Annotated in this window: 14 protein-coding genes; all 14 read right to left on the reverse strand. The window is 41.2% G+C overall.

Annotation, left to right across the window (positions count from 1 at the left end):
• Position 1 precedes the first annotated feature (1 nt).
• Positions 2-3205 (reverse strand): carbamoyl-phosphate synthase large subunit, encoded by a 3204-nt coding sequence (gene carB / locus QZR90_RS06895; RefSeq protein WP_295790174.1) that lies wholly within the window; start codon positions 3203-3205, stop codon positions 2-4.
• Positions 3206-3213: 8 nt separating this feature from the next.
• The gene (gene carA, locus QZR90_RS06900; RefSeq protein WP_295790176.1) at positions 3214-4284 is read right to left on the reverse strand and encodes a glutamine-hydrolyzing carbamoyl-phosphate synthase small subunit; all 1071 of its coding nucleotides are present in this window, start codon (positions 4282-4284) and stop codon (positions 3214-3216) included.
• Positions 4281-5570 carry a dihydroorotase gene (locus tag QZR90_RS06905; protein WP_295790178.1) on the reverse strand — a complete coding sequence of 430 codons (1290 nt, stop codon included), beginning with the start codon at positions 5568-5570 and terminating at the stop codon, positions 4281-4283. Before QZR90_RS06905 ends, carA begins: the two co-directional genes overlap by 4 nt.
• Entirely contained in the window at positions 5554-6504 is a 951-nt protein-coding gene (locus QZR90_RS06910) for an aspartate carbamoyltransferase catalytic subunit (protein WP_295790180.1), read from the reverse strand. Before QZR90_RS06910 ends, QZR90_RS06905 begins: the two co-directional genes overlap by 17 nt.
• 293 nt (positions 6505-6797) lie before the next feature.
• Positions 6798-8882 carry a TonB-dependent siderophore receptor gene (locus QZR90_RS06915; protein WP_295790182.1) on the reverse strand — a complete coding sequence of 695 codons (2085 nt, stop codon included), beginning with the start codon at positions 8880-8882 and terminating at the stop codon, positions 6798-6800.
• Between the two features lie 328 nt (positions 8883-9210).
• A complete protein-coding gene (locus QZR90_RS06920; protein ID WP_295790184.1) occupies positions 9211-11106 on the reverse strand; it encodes a TonB-dependent siderophore receptor in 1896 nt (631 codons plus the stop codon).
• A gap of 738 nt (positions 11107-11844) precedes the next feature.
• Positions 11845-12360: a flavodoxin family protein gene (locus QZR90_RS06925; protein WP_295790186.1), complete on the reverse strand. Its 516-nt coding sequence runs from the start codon at positions 12358-12360 to the stop codon at positions 11845-11847.
• 29 nt (positions 12361-12389) lie between these two features.
• Entirely contained in the window at positions 12390-13184 is a 795-nt protein-coding gene (locus QZR90_RS06930) for an ABC transporter ATP-binding protein (RefSeq protein WP_295790188.1), read from the reverse strand.
• On the reverse strand, positions 13181-14215 hold the full coding sequence (locus QZR90_RS06935) for an iron ABC transporter permease (RefSeq protein WP_295790190.1): 1035 nt from the start codon (positions 14213-14215) through the stop codon (positions 13181-13183). Before QZR90_RS06935 ends, QZR90_RS06930 begins: the two co-directional genes overlap by 4 nt.
• Positions 14208-15173: an ABC transporter substrate-binding protein gene (locus QZR90_RS06940; RefSeq protein ID WP_295790192.1), complete on the reverse strand. Its 966-nt coding sequence runs from the start codon at positions 15171-15173 to the stop codon at positions 14208-14210. Before QZR90_RS06940 ends, QZR90_RS06935 begins: the two co-directional genes overlap by 8 nt.
• Positions 15174-15197: 24 nt before the next feature.
• The gene (hutW, locus tag QZR90_RS06945; RefSeq protein ID WP_295790214.1) at positions 15198-16919 is read right to left on the reverse strand and encodes a heme anaerobic degradation radical SAM methyltransferase ChuW/HutW; all 1722 of its coding nucleotides are present in this window, start codon (positions 16917-16919) and stop codon (positions 15198-15200) included.
• Positions 16920-16936: 17 nt separating this feature from the next.
• A complete protein-coding gene (locus QZR90_RS06950) occupies positions 16937-17338 on the reverse strand; it encodes a biopolymer transporter ExbD (protein WP_295790194.1) in 402 nt (133 codons plus the stop codon).
• A gap of 1 nt (position 17339) precedes the next feature.
• Positions 17340-17957, reverse strand: a complete 618-nt coding sequence (locus QZR90_RS06955; RefSeq protein WP_295790195.1) for a MotA/TolQ/ExbB proton channel family protein — start codon at positions 17955-17957, stop codon at positions 17340-17342.
• Positions 17958-18083: 126 nt separating this feature from the next.
• On the reverse strand, positions 18084-19055 hold the full coding sequence (locus tag QZR90_RS06960; RefSeq protein WP_295790197.1) for a helix-turn-helix transcriptional regulator: 972 nt from the start codon (positions 19053-19055) through the stop codon (positions 18084-18086).
• Between the last annotated feature and the right edge of the window lie 91 nt (positions 19056-19146).

A 19146-nucleotide genomic window follows, 5' to 3' on the forward strand; every position in this document is an offset into this window, starting at 1 on the left:
ATCACTCCATCTCAAAATCTTGTAACGCTTCGACTTCAATTTTAATTTCTTCATTAGCTCGACCAGCTACAACGCGTAATACTTCGCGCGCTGTATCTAAGGAGGTCAAGCAAGGTGTGCCCATTTCAACGGCCAAACGACGAAGTTGGAAGCCTTCACGCTCTGGACGCTTGCCATATGTCAAGGTGTTGAGCATAAGGTCCACTTCACCACGGCGGATTAAATCAGCACAGTTATTTTCACCTTCGTGAATTTTATTAACAATTACACATGGAATACCATGTTCTTCAAAGTATTTACCAGTACCGCCAGTCGCTTGGATATGATAACCAAGGTCGATAAAGCCCTTCGCTAAGCGCGCTGCTTCTTCTTTATCGCGGTCTGCTACAGTCATGAGAATATGGCCCTTTTCTGGAATGCGCATATTGGCGCCATGAATGGCTTTAAATAAGGCTTCAGAATAGGAACGACCAATCCCCATAACTTCACCAGTAGACTTCATTTCAGGTCCTAAGGCGATTTCTACAAGGCCCATTTTGGAGAAGGAGAATACTGGCGCTTTCACAGCTACATAGTCTTTCGCTGGCACTAAACCAGTTGGTAGCCCCATGGACTTAATTGTCTCGCCTAAAGCAATGCGCGTTGCATATTCAATCATATTAATGCCCGTTACTTTACTGATAAATGGTACTGTACGGCTGGAGCGAGGATTTACTTCGATAACATTAAGCTCACCATTAGCTACGATGTACTGAATATTAACAATCCCTTTTACATTAAGGCCTTTAGCAATACGACGTGTATAATCAACAATTTGCTCTGTAATTTCATCCGATAAATGCTGCGCAGGATATACGGCAATAGAGTCACCAGAGTGAACACCAGCACGTTCGATTTGTTCCATAATACCAGGAATGCAAACGTCTTCGCCGTCAGCAATAGCATCTACTTCCACTTCCATGCCCACCATGTAACGGTCAATCAACACTGGATGATCTTTAGATGCCACTACAGCTTCTTTCATGTACACATCAAGTTCTTTGTCATTGTACACGATTTCCATAGCTCGACCACCTAATACATAGGATGGACGAACGATTAATGGATAAGAAAGGCGGCTAGCTGCCTCAATCGCTTCTTCATGGCTCGTTACTAAGGCGCCTACAGGACGAGGTATGCCGAGCTCAGCCAATAATTCGTCAAAGCGTTCGCGGTCTTCGGCCATATCAATGCTGTCTACAGAAGTACCTAGGATTTTAACCCCACGCTCTGCGAGCGGACCAGCTAAATTAATCGCTGTTTGACCACCGAATTGAGCAATAACGCCAATTGGATTTTCTTTGCGAATTACTTCCATAACATCTTCCACAGTAAGTGGTTCAAAGTACAAGCTATCAGATGTATCAAAGTCTGTACTTACAGTTTCTGGGTTATTATTGATGATAATAGATTTCTTGCCAGCTTTGCGAAGCGCCCAAGAAGAATGTACCGAACAGTAGTCGAACTCTACACCTTGACCGATGCGGATTGGGCCAGAGCCTAGAACGATAACGCTGTTATCACCGCGTGGCACGACTTCATCTTCATAAGCATAGGCGCTGTAATAATATGGTGTATGTGCTTCAAACTCAGCTGCACAAGTATCTACATATTTGTAAGTTGGGAATACTTTAAATTCTTCACGCTTAGCCTGTACCGCTTCACTAGTTGTGTTAGCAAAGCGCGCAATTACTTTGTCTGGCATGCTATATTTCTTAGCTAAACGAAGATTTTCTTCTGTCACGCCATTAGCGGCTAAGTCTTTTTCTACATCCACAATATTCTTAATCTTATTGATGAAGAAGGTATCAATCTTCGTAATGAAGTGAATTTTTTCCACACTAATGCCAGCGCGAAGAGCTTGTGCTACAACATAGATGCGTTCGTCATCTACAAGACGCAAGCGCTCAATTAATTGCTCTGGTGATTCATGGGAAATCTTAGGCAATTCAATATGGTCTAAGCCGATTTCCAAGGAGCGAATCGCTTTTAATAAGGAACCTTCCAAAGTGCGGTCAATAGCCATAACTTCCCCAGTAGCCTTCATCTGCGTGCCAAGGGTACGGTCCGCTAAGTTGAACTTTTCAAATGGCCAACGTGGGAATTTAGTAACTACATAGTCTAAGGATGGTTCGAAGCACGCTTTAGTTTCACCAGTTACAGCATTTGTAATTTGGTCCAAGGTCATGCCCAATGCCACCTTCGCTGCCACCTTTGCAATTGGATAGCCTGTCGCTTTAGAAGCAAGTGCTGAGGAGCGAGATACGCGAGGATTTACTTCGATTACATAGTATTGATTGCTATATGGATCGAGGGCGTATTGCACATTACAGCCGCCTTCGATTTCAAGATAGCGAATAATGTCAACTGATGCGGTGCGAAGCATTTGGTACTGAATATCGTTTAATGTTTGGCTTGGTGCCACTACGATGGAGTCGCCAGTATGAACACCTACAGGGTCGATATTTTCCATATTACATACGATGATGCAGTTGTCTGCACTATCGCGCATTACTTCATATTCTACTTCTTTCCAGCCTGCTACAGAGCGCTCTACTAGAATTTGATGAATCGGGCTCAACTTGATGCCACGAAGGGCAATCATGTACATTTCCTCTTCATTGTGCGCAATGCCACCGCCCGTGCCACCTAAGGTGTAAGCTGGACGAATGATAATTGGATACCCAATTCGATTAGCAAATTCAACGGCTTTTTCTACATCGCTGAAAATATCACTTTCAGGCACTGGTTGATTGATCCGCTTCATAGCTTCTTTGAAAAGCTCACGGTCTTCCGCCTGCTTAATAGCCGCTAAAGTAGTGCCAAGAAGTTTTACCCCATACTCTTCCAATACACCGGCTTCAGATAATTCTACAGCCATGTTAAGGCCTACTTGCCCACCAAGAGAAGCTAGCAAGCCATAAGGGCGCTCTTTGCGAATTACTTCAGTTACAAACTCCAAGCTAATTGGCTCAATATATACGCGGTCAGCAATGTCTCGGTCTGTCATAATTGTGGCAGGATTAGAGTTTACGAGTACAACTTTATAGCCTTCTTCACGAAGGGAGCGGCAAGCCTGTGTCCCTGCATAGTCAAATTCTGCCGCCTGTCCGATAATAATCGGGCCGGACCCGATAACGAGTATTTTCTTTTGTTCCATTGTCACAGCCCCTTCTATTTATGCTTATCCATTAATGCTTCAAATTCGTCAAATAAGTAGAGATTGTCAGTTGGTCCAGGCGATGCTTCTGGATGATATTGCACTGACATAATAGGCATACTATTATGCACCATACCTTCTACAGTATCGTCATTTACACTTCGATGTGTAATTGTAACATCGGCGTTTTTCAAGCTAGTTTCATCCACTGCATAGCCGTGATTTTGTGAAGTAATATATACGCGACCAGTGCGAAGATCCTTAACTGGATGGTTAGAACCACGATGACCAAAGCGCATTTTATAAGTACTGCCACCATAAGCAAGAGCTAATACTTGATGGCCCATGCAAATACCAAAGATTGGCTTTTTACCTAGTAATTTTTTAACTTCTTCTACAGCAAAGCCAAGGTCTTGAGGGTCCCCAGGGCCATTAGACAAGAAAATGCCATCTGGATTTACTTTTAAGATTTCCTCTGCCTTAGTGTCGGCTGGAAAAATTGTCAAGCGACAACCGCAAGCTTCTAAGGATTTTAAAATGCTTTCTTTCACACCAAAGTCATATACTGCTACATGGTATTTAGCTTGATTGCTACCGCGGTAGCCTTCCCATTTAGTGGTAACGCGCATAACTTGGTCAGTTGGCAAGCTTTGTGCCAGTAAAGCATCAATGCGCTCTTGTGGCGTATTGATTGGGCAAATTACACCTTTCATAACCCCGTGATTACGAATGCGACGTGTAATAGCACGCGTATCTACATCATATAAACAAGGAATGCCATAAGCGCGAAGATATTCTTCAAAGGTGCCTTCATTTTGCCAATTGCTTGGGAAATCACAAAGTTCCCCTACAATCATGCCACGGCAATATGGTGTTGGCGCCTGTGCAATATCGCGATATGTGCCATAGTTACCAATTAAAGGATAGGTTAATGTAATAATCTGATCGGCATAAGATGGGTCTGTTAAAATTTCTTGATACCCTGTCATGCCTGTATTGAAAACGACTTCCCCGAGAATTGGTGCTCCGCCGAGAAGTTGACCTTCATATACGCTACCGTCTTGTAATACTAATTTACCTTTCACTGGGTCACAACTCCCTCTTTCATAACAACTTCGCCATTTACTACTGTTAACTTAGCCTTGCCGGTTAATGTCATACCATCAAATGGGCTTGTTTTGCCCTTGGTATAAAATTGATTGCGGTCTACAGTCCACTCTTCATCAGTGCTGAATACGGTAATGTCGGCTGCTTTACCAACTTCTAAGATACCTGCATCAACACCCATGATTTGAGCTGGCTTCACACTCATTAAATTAACAATCTCATCTAAGGTTAACAGACCTGTTTTATAGGTGTGCGTAATCACTGCTGCTAAGGATGTTTCAAGGCCACTGAAACCATTTGGTGCACAGCAGAATTCTACGTCTTTTTCTTCTTCTGCATGTGGTGCATGGTCGGTGATAATGGCATCAATAGTACCATCTTTAATGCCTGCTAACAAGGCTTCGCGATGATCTTCCGAACGAATTGGCGGCGCCATTTTAAACGCTGGATTGTATTCACGAAGATATTCATCAGTAAAGGATAAATGCTGTGCAGTTACTTCACAAGTAACTTTAATGCCCTTAGCTTTGGCGCGGCGAATTTGCTCTACCGTGTCTTTACTACTTACATGAGCAATGTGAATATGGCCACCAGTCATTTCAGCTAACATTAAATCACGAGCTACCGCCATATCTTCAGCTACAGCAGGACGACCTTTTACACCCATTTGATAAGCTACAAAGCCTTCATGCATATGACCTTCACAAGTTAAGCTCACTTCTTCTGCATGGTCGATAACAGGTTTGTTGAACATGCTAGAGTATTCTAAGGCGCGACGCATGAAAGCAGCGCTTTCTACATAATGGCCATCATCGGAGAAACCAACTACGCCAGCTTCTGCCATATCGCCCATTTCAGCCAATTCTTTGCCTTCTAGGCCCTTACTTACAGCGCCGATAAATTCTACTTTTACTACACCAGTCAAGTCAGCCTGTTTTTGAAGACCGCGCACTAACGCAGCATTATCTACTACTGGCTTTGTGTTCGCCATTGTAGCGATACGAGTAAAGCCACCAGCAGCTGCTGCTTGGGTACCACTGTGGAAGTCTTCTTTTGCTTCTTGACCTGGCTCACGAAGATGTGTATGCATATCGATAAGGCCTGGTGTCACAATGAGACCAGTTGCATCATATACTTCAGCACCATCAGCGGAAAGATTCTGACCAATGGCGGCAATTTTTCCGTCCACGACTAAAATATCTGCTATTTCATGTTGTTGTTTTCCTGGGTTTACAACTGTACCACCTTTAATCAGCAAGCTCACTGCCGTCACCTCCAACAATTGTTAAGTACAATACTGCCATGCGAATGGCCACACCATTACGAACCTGCTCTTGAATCACTGATTCATCGCTATACGCTACGTCATGAGCAATTTCTAGACCGCGGTTCATTGGACCTGGATGCAATACCATTACATCATCTTTCGCTTCTTTTAAGACATTTTTATTAATACCAAAAATGCGCGCATATTCGCGATTTGTTGGATATAAGGCGGAGTTAATACGCTCTAATTGGATGCGAAGTACATTGACTACATCTGCATCTTTTAGCGCTTCGCGCACATCATGATGCACTGTAACACCCAACTTTTCTAACTCTGGGTACACCAAGGTACGTGGGCCTACCAAATGCACATCGGCGCCAAGTTTAGTAAAGCCATAAATATCAGAACGGGCTACACGGCTGTGCATGATATCGCCTGCGATAACAATTTTTAAGCCCTCTAAGCTACCTTTGCGTTCCATGATGGAGTAAATATCGAGTAAAGCCTGTGTTGGGTGCTCATGTGCACCATCACCAGCGTTGATAATAATAGGGTCCACTACTTTTGTTGCATAGAGTGGTGAGCCTTCAGCGCTATGACGCATTACGATGGCATCAGTGCCCATGTAAGACATGGTAAGCAATGTATCGCGGAAGCTTTCACCTTTTGCCATGGAACTACCACTCTTTGAAATATTAATGACATCAGCACCTAAGTATTTACCTGCTAATTCAAAGGAGCTTCTCGTACGAGTACTATTCTCCATGAATAAGTTGATAATGGATTTGCCCTTTAACAGGGGATGTTTCTTATCCTCCGAAAGAACAATTTTCTTCATTTTTTTGGCTACTCGTAAAATGAGTTCGATCTCTTCTCTTGAGATATGCTCAAGACCTAGAAGATGCTTGCCCTTTAAACTTACTTGTCCCATTGTCAGCCTCCTAACTGATATCAAAAAAGACCTTTTGCCAGAGGCAAAAGGTCTATAGCAGACGTAGTGATATACCCATGGCCACACGGGTCCCTACTATGTTCCTTTACTAGCCTCACAGGACTAACTTAAAAGGTATTCATTAAACTAACAGTCTCTCGTACTGTTTTCACTGTTTCTTACTCCTCTATTTTACCTTTCGAGGCGCTCACTGTCAAGCTAAAAGGAAGTTATCAATTTATGCTTATTATATACCTCCCACAATAGCCAATGTAAGCAATATCCACTAACAATTAGAACTTCATCTCAGCCCCTACACGCCAAATTCGTCCATACATATTGAGGTCATCTACTTTCTTGTCAAAGATATTATTCACAGCTACAAATGCAGAGAACTCCTTATTGAATTTACGTGTTACAGATGCATTGAATGTATTGAAGGAATAAAGATTATAGCCTCCACTGCGACGGCTAGTAGATGGACTATACGCATAATCATGCGTGAAGGTATTCCAAAGCATAGCGCTATAGCCTGTGTCTTGATTATCATCATATACTAACTGAATTGTAGACACCGATTTAGGGCGATTCAACAAGCGACTACCAGTGCGCTCATTCGTAGCATCAATGTAGTTGTACGTAGCTTTTGCTGATAAACGATCAGAGAAGGTATAGCCATACGTTAATTCCACGCCACTAATCTTAGCTTTATTCACATTTACATAATCAGCATGGATTACGCCAGTTAATGGGTCTGTCCACTGATTATAGTCAATGAGATTGCTGATTTTATTATTGTAATATGTAGCTTTCGCAAAGGATTTACCCCATTCTCCTTCTAAGGAAACATCATAGTTCACCGATTTCTCTGGCTCTAAGTTTGGGTTGCCATTTACATTGACCATAATAGGGCCTGGACTATGCCACATATTCATATAAAGCTCTGATACAGTTGGCGCCTTATAAGCACGGCCATAATTAGCTTTAAAGCGTAAATTATCCTTAATGCTGTAATTTAAGCCAATATGAGGTGATACATTGGACCCGAAGGAGTCACTATGTTCATAACGAATTGATGGTTGTAGCATCAATTTGTCTGTTACCTGCCACGTATCTTCAATGAAGGCGGCATAGGAATTAACATCATGGGCCTCTTTATTTTTTACCCCATCAGCACTCGCTTGGCCACCGAGGCGCGTACCAGCATAGTATACCCGGCGATATTCACCACCAAAGGTTAAGGTATGGTCATCATTGAGATACATCGTATTTTGTGCATCTGTCACCCAGGTATAATATTTAGCTCTGTCATAGTCTGAACTTGGATATAAGCGCTCCATCATTTTCTGTGCAACAGGAGAGAATCGGCCTAAGAAAGAAAAATCAACATTATTACTCATATCGTAATCTTTTTTGAGCTGATTATAATAGGTGCGTACCATATAGTCATTAGACTCGGTTTTACCAGTATAAGTAAGGCTTAAGCCATAACTAGAATTATCATAATGCTCTACCTTATCCTTTTGTTGGTCATACTTCATGCCTCTTTGCAAGCCTTGTTGATCAGCTAATTCAGTGCGTAAATGTTCTTTAAAATAATTGGCATCAAAGCGCAATTTATTTTGGTTAGCATTTTCAAAGTCATATACAGCACTTACATCAAAGTTTTGACGCGTACCAAACATATAACGATTGTAATCATCCACCCCTACAGCTGTAGCTGATGGCGCCACATATTGGTGAATATTAATAGGACGCACCTTTGTAAACTGTGCCCCTGCAGTCAAGCTCCAACGACCTTGCTTGCCAGAATCATAGCGATAGTAATTATTCATTTGCCGCGTGCCTGTATTGACACCTACAGTAACACCTTCTGTAGCAGGTATCTTGGTAATAATATTAATGACCCCACCCATAGCATCAGAACCATATAAAGAGCTCGTAGCACCACGCACAATTTCAATGCGCTCTACTGTATCTAAACTCATGCGCCCTAAGGTGTATACATTGGCTGTGCTATCTGTATCTTCACCAGCTAAACGCTTGCCATCTACTAAAATTAACGTATGCTTTGTATCCATCCCTCTAAGCATAACCTGATTCCCCGTCATAGAGGACTCAGATAAATTAATATTATCTGCTAACTGTAACGCAGACACTACATCAGTAGCCCCCATTGTTTTAATGTCATCACTTGTAATTACCTCTACAGCTTGTGGAGCGGCTTTAATCGTTTCAGCTGTTTTTGAAGCCGTTACTACAATGGTCTCCGTCCGATTTACGCCATCTGATACAGTTCCTTGGCCATAAACTGGGGCCGTCATAGCCGTTAGCACCAGAGCACTTAATACAATTTCTTTAGTCTTCATTTTATACATCACACAAACCTCCAACACACTATAATATAAAAATTACACACAATTACACACAAAATTTATTTTTGATGAACTTCCTTGATTTAATAAGGCAAAAAACTCACGTTCACTTCATCTCAAGCTTATAAAAAAACTCTACCTAGTAAGCATGTAACAATCCACACATTGATCGCCTGATCATACCTACTAGATAGAGGTTTTGTTCACTTCTACTTAGAAATGATATTGTTGTACTAATTTTAAAAATACTAGTATATTAAGCCAAACATTATATAAAGCTACTAATGTATAAAACTAATAATTCTAATTAAAGATAGTAAGTAAACTCCCTTTAGAATTTCATTTCAGCCCCTACACGCCAAACTCGACCGAAGAGATATAAATCATCAATTTCTTTATCTAAAATGTTTTCTACAGCGACAAAGACTGATAAGTTTTCATTGATTCGCTTCGTAGCTGAAATATTAAGGGTATTAAATGTATAATATTTGCTATTAAAATAATAATCCTGCGTAAAGGCATCCCAAAGGGTAATATTATAGCCATTAGTTTCCCCATTATCATAAGAAAGCTGTGCAGTGCTAACAAATTTAGGGCGATTAGCTAAGCGGCTTCCATCACTTTCATCCGTGGCATGGATATAATTATGAGTCAATTTAAACGTCAATCGATCATTAAAGTTATATCCTAAGGTGCTTTCTACCCCACGAATACGCGCTTCATCAACATTTATATACTTCATAGTTAAGAAGCCTGAAAGATAACCCACTACAGTGCTGTCAATTAAGTTCTTAATCTTATTGTCATAGTAGGACACTTTAGCAAAGGCTTTTCCATGTTCCCCTTCTAGAGCAATATCAAAATTTCTAGATTTCTCTGGCTCAAGATCAGGATTACCTAATATACGATACGAGAAGGTTCCCACTGTATGGCTAAAGTTCATATACAAATCAGAAATGCTTGGCGCGCGATATCCTAAGCCGTAATTAGCTTTTAATCGCAAGTGGTCCGTGAAATTATAAGTAGTACCAATTTTAGGGGACACATTCGAACCGAACTGGTCATTATATTCATAACGAATCGCCGGCTGCACAATCCATTTATCATTGACTTGCCATGTATCTTCAACGAATAATGCCGTAGAATCTACTTCATGGGCTGCTGCATTTTGCAAGCGCGTACCTTCATAGTAGTTCTTGCGGTATTCACCGCCAAAGGTAATAGTATGGTCATCATTGGCATACATAGTGTCATGCGCTTCAACTACAAAATTATAATACTTGCCATCTTCATTTAAAGCCGAAGATGCGGGGCGGTATTCTCGATTTAAACGATCATAATAGGTGCGAATTTGGTAGTCATTTTTATCAGTCTTACCTGTATATGTCAAGCTAAGATCATAGCCATCTTGGTTATATCTAGCGATTGAAGACATATTATTGCTCGATGTCTGTAACTTAGATTTAAAATAACTACCATCAAAACGTAATTCATTGTGGTTAGCATTTTCAAAATCATAGGTCGTGCTCACATTATAGTATTGTTTATTGCCATACAAACTTGGCTGATTATATACACTACCAGAAGAAGACGAGCTACTTAATACATTCGTAGGTCGTACTTTAGTAAAGCGAGCATCAGCCGTAGCACTCCATCGCCCTTGTTTACCTGTTGAATAACTATACCAATTACTAATCTCACGATTCCCAGTGACTACGCCAACAGTGCCCTGTTCTTCTGTAGCCTTTTTAGTAATAACATTAATTACACCACCCATGGCATCGGACCCGTATAAAGTACTGCCAGAACCGCGGACAATTTCTACGCGTTCTACATTGCTCAAATTGATGCGGCTTAACGTGTAAATATTAGCTGACTGTGCTGTATCCTCTCCAGACATACGACGTCCATCTACTAAAATCAAAGTGTATCTAGAATCCATGCCGCGAAGCATTACTTGATTACCTGTACCACTTTGTGTGCCAGCAGATAAATTTAAATTATCTGCTAACTGTAAGCCTGTAATTAAATTATCTGCCCCTAATTTTTTCATCTCTTCTGCGGTCACTACTTCAACAGCTTGTGGCGATGCTTTAATTGTTTCTTCCGTTTTTGATGCCGTTACTACAATTGTATCGGTTTGGCTAGTGGCCGCCCACACTGGTGAGGTCATAGCAGTTACTATTAAAGTGGATAAAATAATCTGTTTTCTTACTCGTAAGTTCATTTGTTTCTCCTCTGAACCAATCATGCACAAAAAGCCCATCTAACACTGCACGACTTATATTGAGAGTGAATCTGTAATCCCCCACGACTTCTAACACAAGCTTTAATCGACTACTATCACTATCTAACTCGCAAACTCCGTCAGCACACACAACTCGGCCCTACTTCTGCTACTGTAATACTCATTACATTTACACACAAATTATCTCTTGAATTAACAACGTAACTCGAAAACATTACGACACTTCTTCAGGTATTCTCATATACTTTATACCTTTAACACTTATTATTTTCGCATTTAATTCGATTGCTACTAAAAATGCCTCCACTTGCTCTACATACAAAAAGACATAATAAGTAAGCCTCTATATCTACAGGTCCCCTGTGTGTCCATGTTTCCACAAGGGCTAGCTACACCTAGCTATTTCAAGGTCGATATATTTAGGTCCTTACCTATTATGTCTACTGCTTGTATAGAAAATTCAAACTCTTGTTCAATCTATCATGCCAACTGGGCATGTTTTATAGTAATGGTTAGCTAGCTAACCATGTCTCTCTTAATACACAAAGACTGCCAACTAACCATTAATATCCAAAGTAATTAGTTTATTTTACTGACTGTTACTAACTTTTAGTAAATTTTACTAACATCCACTAATCTAATATGGTCTAATATTTTTATACTATTTTCTTTTTTAAATATTTCCTATTAGACTAACTGTTACCAATCTGTTTACTATTAACCTAATTTAGCCAATACATCTTTTGCAAAGTTCTGCGCGTTTTGAAGGTCTGTAGCATCTGGATGGGATGCGGCTTGTCTGTGACGCTCTTCACGCTCTGCACTACGTCCATGAGGATGTCCTTCAGGGAACATCTTAAACATCATTTCAATAACTTTTGGATCTACTTTGCCTTGGCACATAAAAGTGCTCACTGGCGCTAAGCCATTAGGTAATAATTTACTAGCGGCCTCCATCGTTTCCTTAGCATGAGGAAGCATTGGTGGTACACCTAAGGTGGCAAATAAAGCAACTTGTTTTGAATTAATACGGCTCAACACTGTCTGCGCTTCTTTATTAGCATTTCCTTGGTCAGCCCAAAAGCCCATAAATACTAAATCATAAGAACTTAAATCAGCAGGAGCATCTTTAACAGCTACACACTCTGTACCTGCTGGTAATTCTTTAACAATTGCTTCGGCTACTTGTTTTGTATTGCCTGTGCGTGATGAATAAATAACAATACTCTTCATGGATAAACTCCTCTCTATTATACATATGCCTATATACGACTTTCATAAGGCACACAAATCGTATGCTCTTCACCATTAATCTGTAATTTACTAAACACCATGTTTACATCATAGAGCTGACTCAAGACAGTTTCATTAAAAATATCTGCCACCGCTCCATCAGCTACGATTTGTCCTTGTTTAACTGCTATTAGCCTATGACTAAAATGAGCTGCATGATTAAGATCATGTAGCACCATAATCACGGTGATACCACGAGTCTTATGTAGTTTCACAACTAATTTCATCAATTCTAGCTGATACCGCACATCTAAGAACGTAGTCGGTTCATCTAACATCAATATATCAGGCTCTTGGGCAATAGCCATGGCAAGCCAAGCGCGTTGCCTTTCACCACCGGATAAATCTTTTAAAGGACGATGCTGTAAATTAACTAAGCCTGTTTCTTCTAAGGCGGCTTCTACGGCCTGCACATCCTCTACTTTTAGTGAACTAAATGCATTCTGATAGGGCAAACGACCACAGAGTACTAAATCACGTACCGTCATATCCTGCGGCGCTTGAGCAGATTGAGGCAACATGGAAATGATTCGCGCCACTTCCTTAGCCCCCATCTTTTGAATATTTTTACCATCTAATAGTACAGTCCCAGCCATCGGCTCCAACAGACGGCCTAAGGTTTTTAATACCGTGGATTTACCCGATCCATTAGGACCAATAATGCTTACAATCTCTGGTTTATCAAAGCTTACATTAACCCCTTCACCAACGATTCGCTCTCCATAGCCGATACGACCTTGGTCCATAACTAATGTACGTGTCATCCTCGGCTCCTCCGTTTCAATAGATACAAGAAAAATGGCGCCCCTAAGAAGGATAGGAATATCCCCACTGGTATTTCCATAGGACTAAATATAGTTCTCGCAAAGGTATCTGCTCCAACTAGTAAAGCCGCACCAAATACGGCAGAAGCTGGTAATAAGTATTCAAAATCAGAACCTACGATAAGTCGCATAATATGAGGTACAATAAGCCCTACAAAGCCGAGTAAGCCAGCTACACTGGCAGAGGATGCAGCTAAAATAGCCGATAAAAAGATTAGAATAAAACGCGTGCGTTTTAAATTAATCCCCAAGCTCAAAGCTACTTCATCACCCATTTGAAGGGCATTTAATTTTCGATAATTCCACAAGGTACCTAAAAGGCCAATAATGCTATAAGGCAATACAATCCACACATAGGACCAGCGTGCCCCTGCAAAACCACCGGCAAGCCAGTTAACGGCGCCTTGAATACGGTCTGGGAATGCTACCCACAAAGCTGTTGTGCCACCGCCAAAGAAAGCGGCTACTGCTACACCTGCTAAGATAAGGCGCAAAGGATTAATGCCTCTATCCCAAGCCAATAAAAATACAATCGCCAATGCCACTAAAGCACCTATAAAGGCCGCTAAAGGCACCCAGTAAATAAAGGCTGGTGCTAAAATCATTACTGCCATAGCAGCCACCCCGGCACCAGCAGTAACGCCAATAATCCCTGGATCGGCCAATGGATTATGCAATACGCCTTGCAAAATGCAGCCTGCCAAGGCTAAGTTCATGCCCACTAATGCGGCACATATAACGCGAGGTAAGCGCAAATAATACACAATTCGCTCCGTATCATTAGAGCCTTGCCCTTGTAATAATAAGGATAATTCCTGTAAGCTAACTGGAATGGCCCCATATAAAATACCCGCTAAAGCAGCGATGAGTAAAAATAGCCCAGCTCCTGCATACGCTAGTTGACGACGTCGATACCGTCCATCTTTCGGCAGTGCTAACTGATTCTGTGCAGTCAACTCTTTGTTAGTCATTTGGGACCTCCTTTCCATATAAATCCTTGTACATAATATCCAGCGCTTCATTAATTGGCGTCCCTGGATTTAATGCAAATAAACCACCTGATAAATAGTAAATACGGCCTGTTTTAACAGCGGAAATATCCTGCCAAGCCGAACTCTCTAACATATCTCGCTTAAAGGTTTCAATGCTATCAGGCTTAGGTGTCATGGAAATGAAGAAAATGACTTCCGGATTCTCTTTTATGATGTACTCCATACTGAGTGGCACATAATCGCCAGCGAGGCTACTATCTCGGTCGGCAATATTATGACCACCCAAAGTTTTTAGTAAATTACCACTAAACGAAGTATTCGTGGCCATGCTAAAACTGCCAGGCGACCCAAAGATAATGAGGGACTGGGGTCCTGTTTCTTCTTTAGTCAAGGCCACTACTTTATTATAATGATCTTCAGCGCGCTTGGCTGTTACATTGGCAACATCTTCATGACCGGTTAATTCCCCAAAGAAGCGAAGTGTATCTACTACATCTTCATAGGTATTTAGATTATTAATATACAAGGGTATATTAGCCTGGCTTAGCATCTCGCGCAGATTGGTATTAAAAGGTACATTAACGCCAATAACTAAATCCGGATGCATACCGATAATAGCTTCTACGCTAGGACTATGAAGACCCCCAATAGATGGCACATCAGCCGTCGCCGCCATAAGGTCTTTAGAATAATATGAGGACTTAGGCTTACCTACTACTTTACCGCCTACTGCATAATACATATCTAAGTTTGCAATATTTAAGATAACAACGCGCTTCGGATGCGTTGGAATCTGAATCTCCGTGCCGGTTGCATCAACTACGGTACGCATAGTGCTTGGTTGAGCTGACTCATATTCATGAAAATTCATCCATCCTGCTAAAAATACCAAGCAGGCCACTACAATACCTACCGGAATTATTAAATAACGCTTCAAACCATCACCTACCTTACTAACATCTTATTTATTCTTTAGCACCTTCCCCATCGGACAAGCACTCGGATGCCCTGCCATAGTTGTGGCCTTATACATCCCTTGCGTATCATTTAATTCTTTTGCTGGACTTTCTGCACGATTAGCAAACTGCGCACGAATCATATGAGGATGTCCACTAGGATCGTCTTTTGGCACTCCTGCTGGGTGGCCTGCTCCATGAGGATGACCACCGGGATGTCCTTTTGGCACGCCTGCTGGGTGGCCCGCTCCATGAGGATGACCACCTGGATGTCCTTTTGGCACTCCTGCTGGATGGCCCATTCCCTGAGGATGTCCATGTACCTTGCCATCATTTTGCGCCGCAATCTTCTCTTTTAACATAACAGACTCACCAGTCAATATATATTGAGCCATTTCAATAGTCGACTGTGTTAAGTTCACATGCCAGAATTCACCGGCCAACGTCAATTTATACATAACGCCATTGAAGCTGCAAAGGCCTCGCTCACACCATAAATCGAAGAGCCACGCTAAATCACCTAAACGCTCATCATAGGCAATGAGAGGTCGCAAATCAAAATGACCTTGCTCCAATTGAGCCACAATAATATTGGCCATCTCCTGCAATGGCGATTGCTTCATCAATACCATAAAAGGCTTTTGACCTGCTTCTACCATGGCCTCATAAGGACCAAGAGCACGATGGAGCATCGTCATATAGCCACCTACATTGCCACCGGCACCACAGCCAAAGGGGAACATAGGATAGCCGCGCTTAGCCATTGTATTATAAAGGCTACGCTCCCGTGGAGAGCGGCTCCAATGGGCGGCACTTAAACGCTTAAAATTATAGGCATCTACAAATTCTCTAGCCATAGCAAACATCTGAGCCTGTTCCTTAGTAGTCGCCGCTGGCGAAATGCGCCCCTTTTGTATTTGTTTATTTAAATCACTATTTTCAAATACATTTAACTGATATAAATCCATACCATCAATCGGTGCTGTCTCAAGAATTTTTAAGTCTTCCATCCATTTTTCAGGTGTTTGGTCAGGCAATCCATAAATTAAATCCACTACCAAGGAGCATTGATTATATTCTTTAATGGCAGCTAAACGCTGTAAAATAGTCTCCTGGTCATCTAAGCGCCCCAATTGACGACGAATATCCGTGTGAAACGATTGCACACCTAAGGACATGCGATTCACTCCATTAGAGAACCAAGCCTCCATTTTTTCAGGCACTACATCATTGATGCGGCCTTCTAAGGTGAGCTCATAATCATTAGCCAAAGGCAAGCAGTTCTGAATTGTCTTTAATAATCGCGCCGCATTATGCGCCGATAAAGAGGTCGGTGTGCCGCCTCCAATGAATACAGTTTGAATCAATCCATCCTTTACGCGTCTATGCGTTGCATCATGTTCTAATTCCTGAATGAGCAAATCAATGTAACGATCTTCTGCTGATTGATTGGCTGCATTTTGGAAAAATCCACAGTACAAGCATTTTGTCTGACAAAATGGAATGTGTATATACGCAGACTGTAATTGTCCTTTTGTAGGCTCTTCCTCCATAAGTCGAGACCAAGTGCTTTGCGACTCCTCTGGACTCAACGGGCGGCCATTTAAACCTGCATGTACTACACGCTTTGCATCAAAGGCTTCCATAAGCGGATTATCTGTGGACCGCCCAAATTGCATAATCCGTTGTTCCTCAGACATGCTGGCAAATAATTCTTCAGGTTTCATCATGAGTTAGATTCCTTTCATTTATTGGTGGCTCCAATGGAGAATTTTTTAATCCCCGCCGAACGCACCATATCCATAATTGCTACAACTTGACCATGAGCAGCTCGTGCATCGGCCTGTAAAATAACGGCGATGGACGGATTCTCTTTTGCTTTTGTGGCTAAAAGTTGTCTAGCATCATCTGCACTGAAGGCTTTTGAATCAATAACAATATGTCCTGCTGTATCTAATGATATTATAACAGGAACTTGCCGTTGTGTCTGTGCGGCTTGCGCCGTAGGAAGCTGAACATCGAGAGATTTTTGTGCTACTGTTTGAAGACTATTCATCATAAAAAAGACGAGTAAAAAGAAAATTATGTCAATCATAGGAATAATCATAAACATTGGTTTTTGCTTTAATCCTAATTCTTTAAACATATTAATTCCACTCCTTTTTTAATCCATTGGCGACCATAGCACAGGTTTTTTCAGAGTCTACTATAAAATGATCTAAGCGGTGACTGAAATAGGTGTACACCATAAAGGCAATAATAGCAACGCAAAGGCCTGTAGCCGTCGCAATGAGAGCTTCCCCAATACCGCCAGTAATAGCCGCTGCACCGCCGCCATTATCTAAGACTCCAAAGGTGCCAATCATGCCCGTAACAGTGCCTAACAAACCAAGTAATGGCGCCACTGTAACGATGGCACTTAAATAATCTAAATAGCGTTTAAAAGATGACATTTCTAAAGTCATTTGCTCCATAAAGCTATTTTTTAAACTTGATTCAGATTCTCGATTTCGCATACCTGCCTGTACTACACGGCTCATGGCGGATGGATATTGGGTGCACAATTCGTCCACTGTGTTCCAATCTTCAGATTTAATACTGTGGTAAACGCCATGAATCAATCCTTTTATACTTCGCGTATTATGTTTAAAATAATACCATCGTTCAATGGCAATAGCGATAGTCACCAAGGAAAGAAATAAAAGTGGATACATAACTAAACCACCTGTAATAAATAAGTGTAATACATATGCTAATGCTTCCATTAATTTGACCTCCTCGTGCAAATATGTACACAACCATACCTGCTCTATATAAAATGATAACAAAAGTCAATTTCATCAAACTACCCCAAAAAGAGCACTTAGCTCCATTGGGTCAAGAAATTTCCATCATGACATCTTATGTTTTAAACGATATTCCCTTGGATTACAGCCCATGATTTGCTTAAAGGCACCAGAGAATTTACTGCCATTTTCATAGCCCCAACGATTGGCAATAGCTAAAATTGTATCATCAGATTCCTTCAATTCTTTAGCTGCTGCACGCATGCGACACCGCTTTACATATTGATATATAGTTATGCCATAAACACCTTTAAAGCAGCGCTTCAACGCAGTCATAGACAAACGATACGTATTAGCTAACTCCTCAATTGTATAATGGCGCCCTAAATCATTCACAATAGTATCGTGAATGGCTTTTATCGTTTCCACTTGAGCTCGTTCAAAATAATCGCGTTCATGACTCTCTACACTTTGTAATGTTCCTAATAGCACAAAGATCTCTACACATTTAACGCGTAAATACACTTCTGGTAATACTTGAGGCACATTATATAAATCGAGACATAATTCCTTTAAACGCCCTGTATCCTTTATGAGACCAAACTCATGAGCTTCACAGAAGCGATTGCAAATCACTTCTAAGTCAATAATTCCTTCGCCGACAAACTCATCTACTGCCTTTTGCGCTCGTGGCACATACACGGCTAAGGACAATCCTTTATAAAATCCTGTAGGGAAATAAGAGGAATGCCGATATCCATCACTCTTTTTCCAACCAATAGACACATCGCCACTATTCATATATAAACATTTGCCATTTTCAAAGGAGCATTCAATACGTCCATCCTGACAAAAGTGAATTTCAAACAAACCAGACAAAGGCCTTGCATTATGAGTAATGCGCTCCATAACGACCTCATTATATACGAGTTCAATACCATCAAAGACTTGCTCACTGATCATCTGAGCATGACCTGTTTCAGTAGTATATTCATAGACTTTACGATTGGGCAAAGACTCCAATAATTGAGTGCCACTATCCTGTACCCTATCGCGAATTGACTCCATTGATTCCATCCCAAAATCTCCTTTTCTCTCCATTACAACTCATGCATCTTTCGAGAGTTCAATGGAATAAAAAAAGACCTTTCCATACGTACATTACATA

This window comes from uncultured Veillonella sp. (genome assembly GCF_900545795.1).
GTDB lineage: Bacteria > Bacillota > Negativicutes > Veillonellales > Veillonellaceae > Veillonella_A.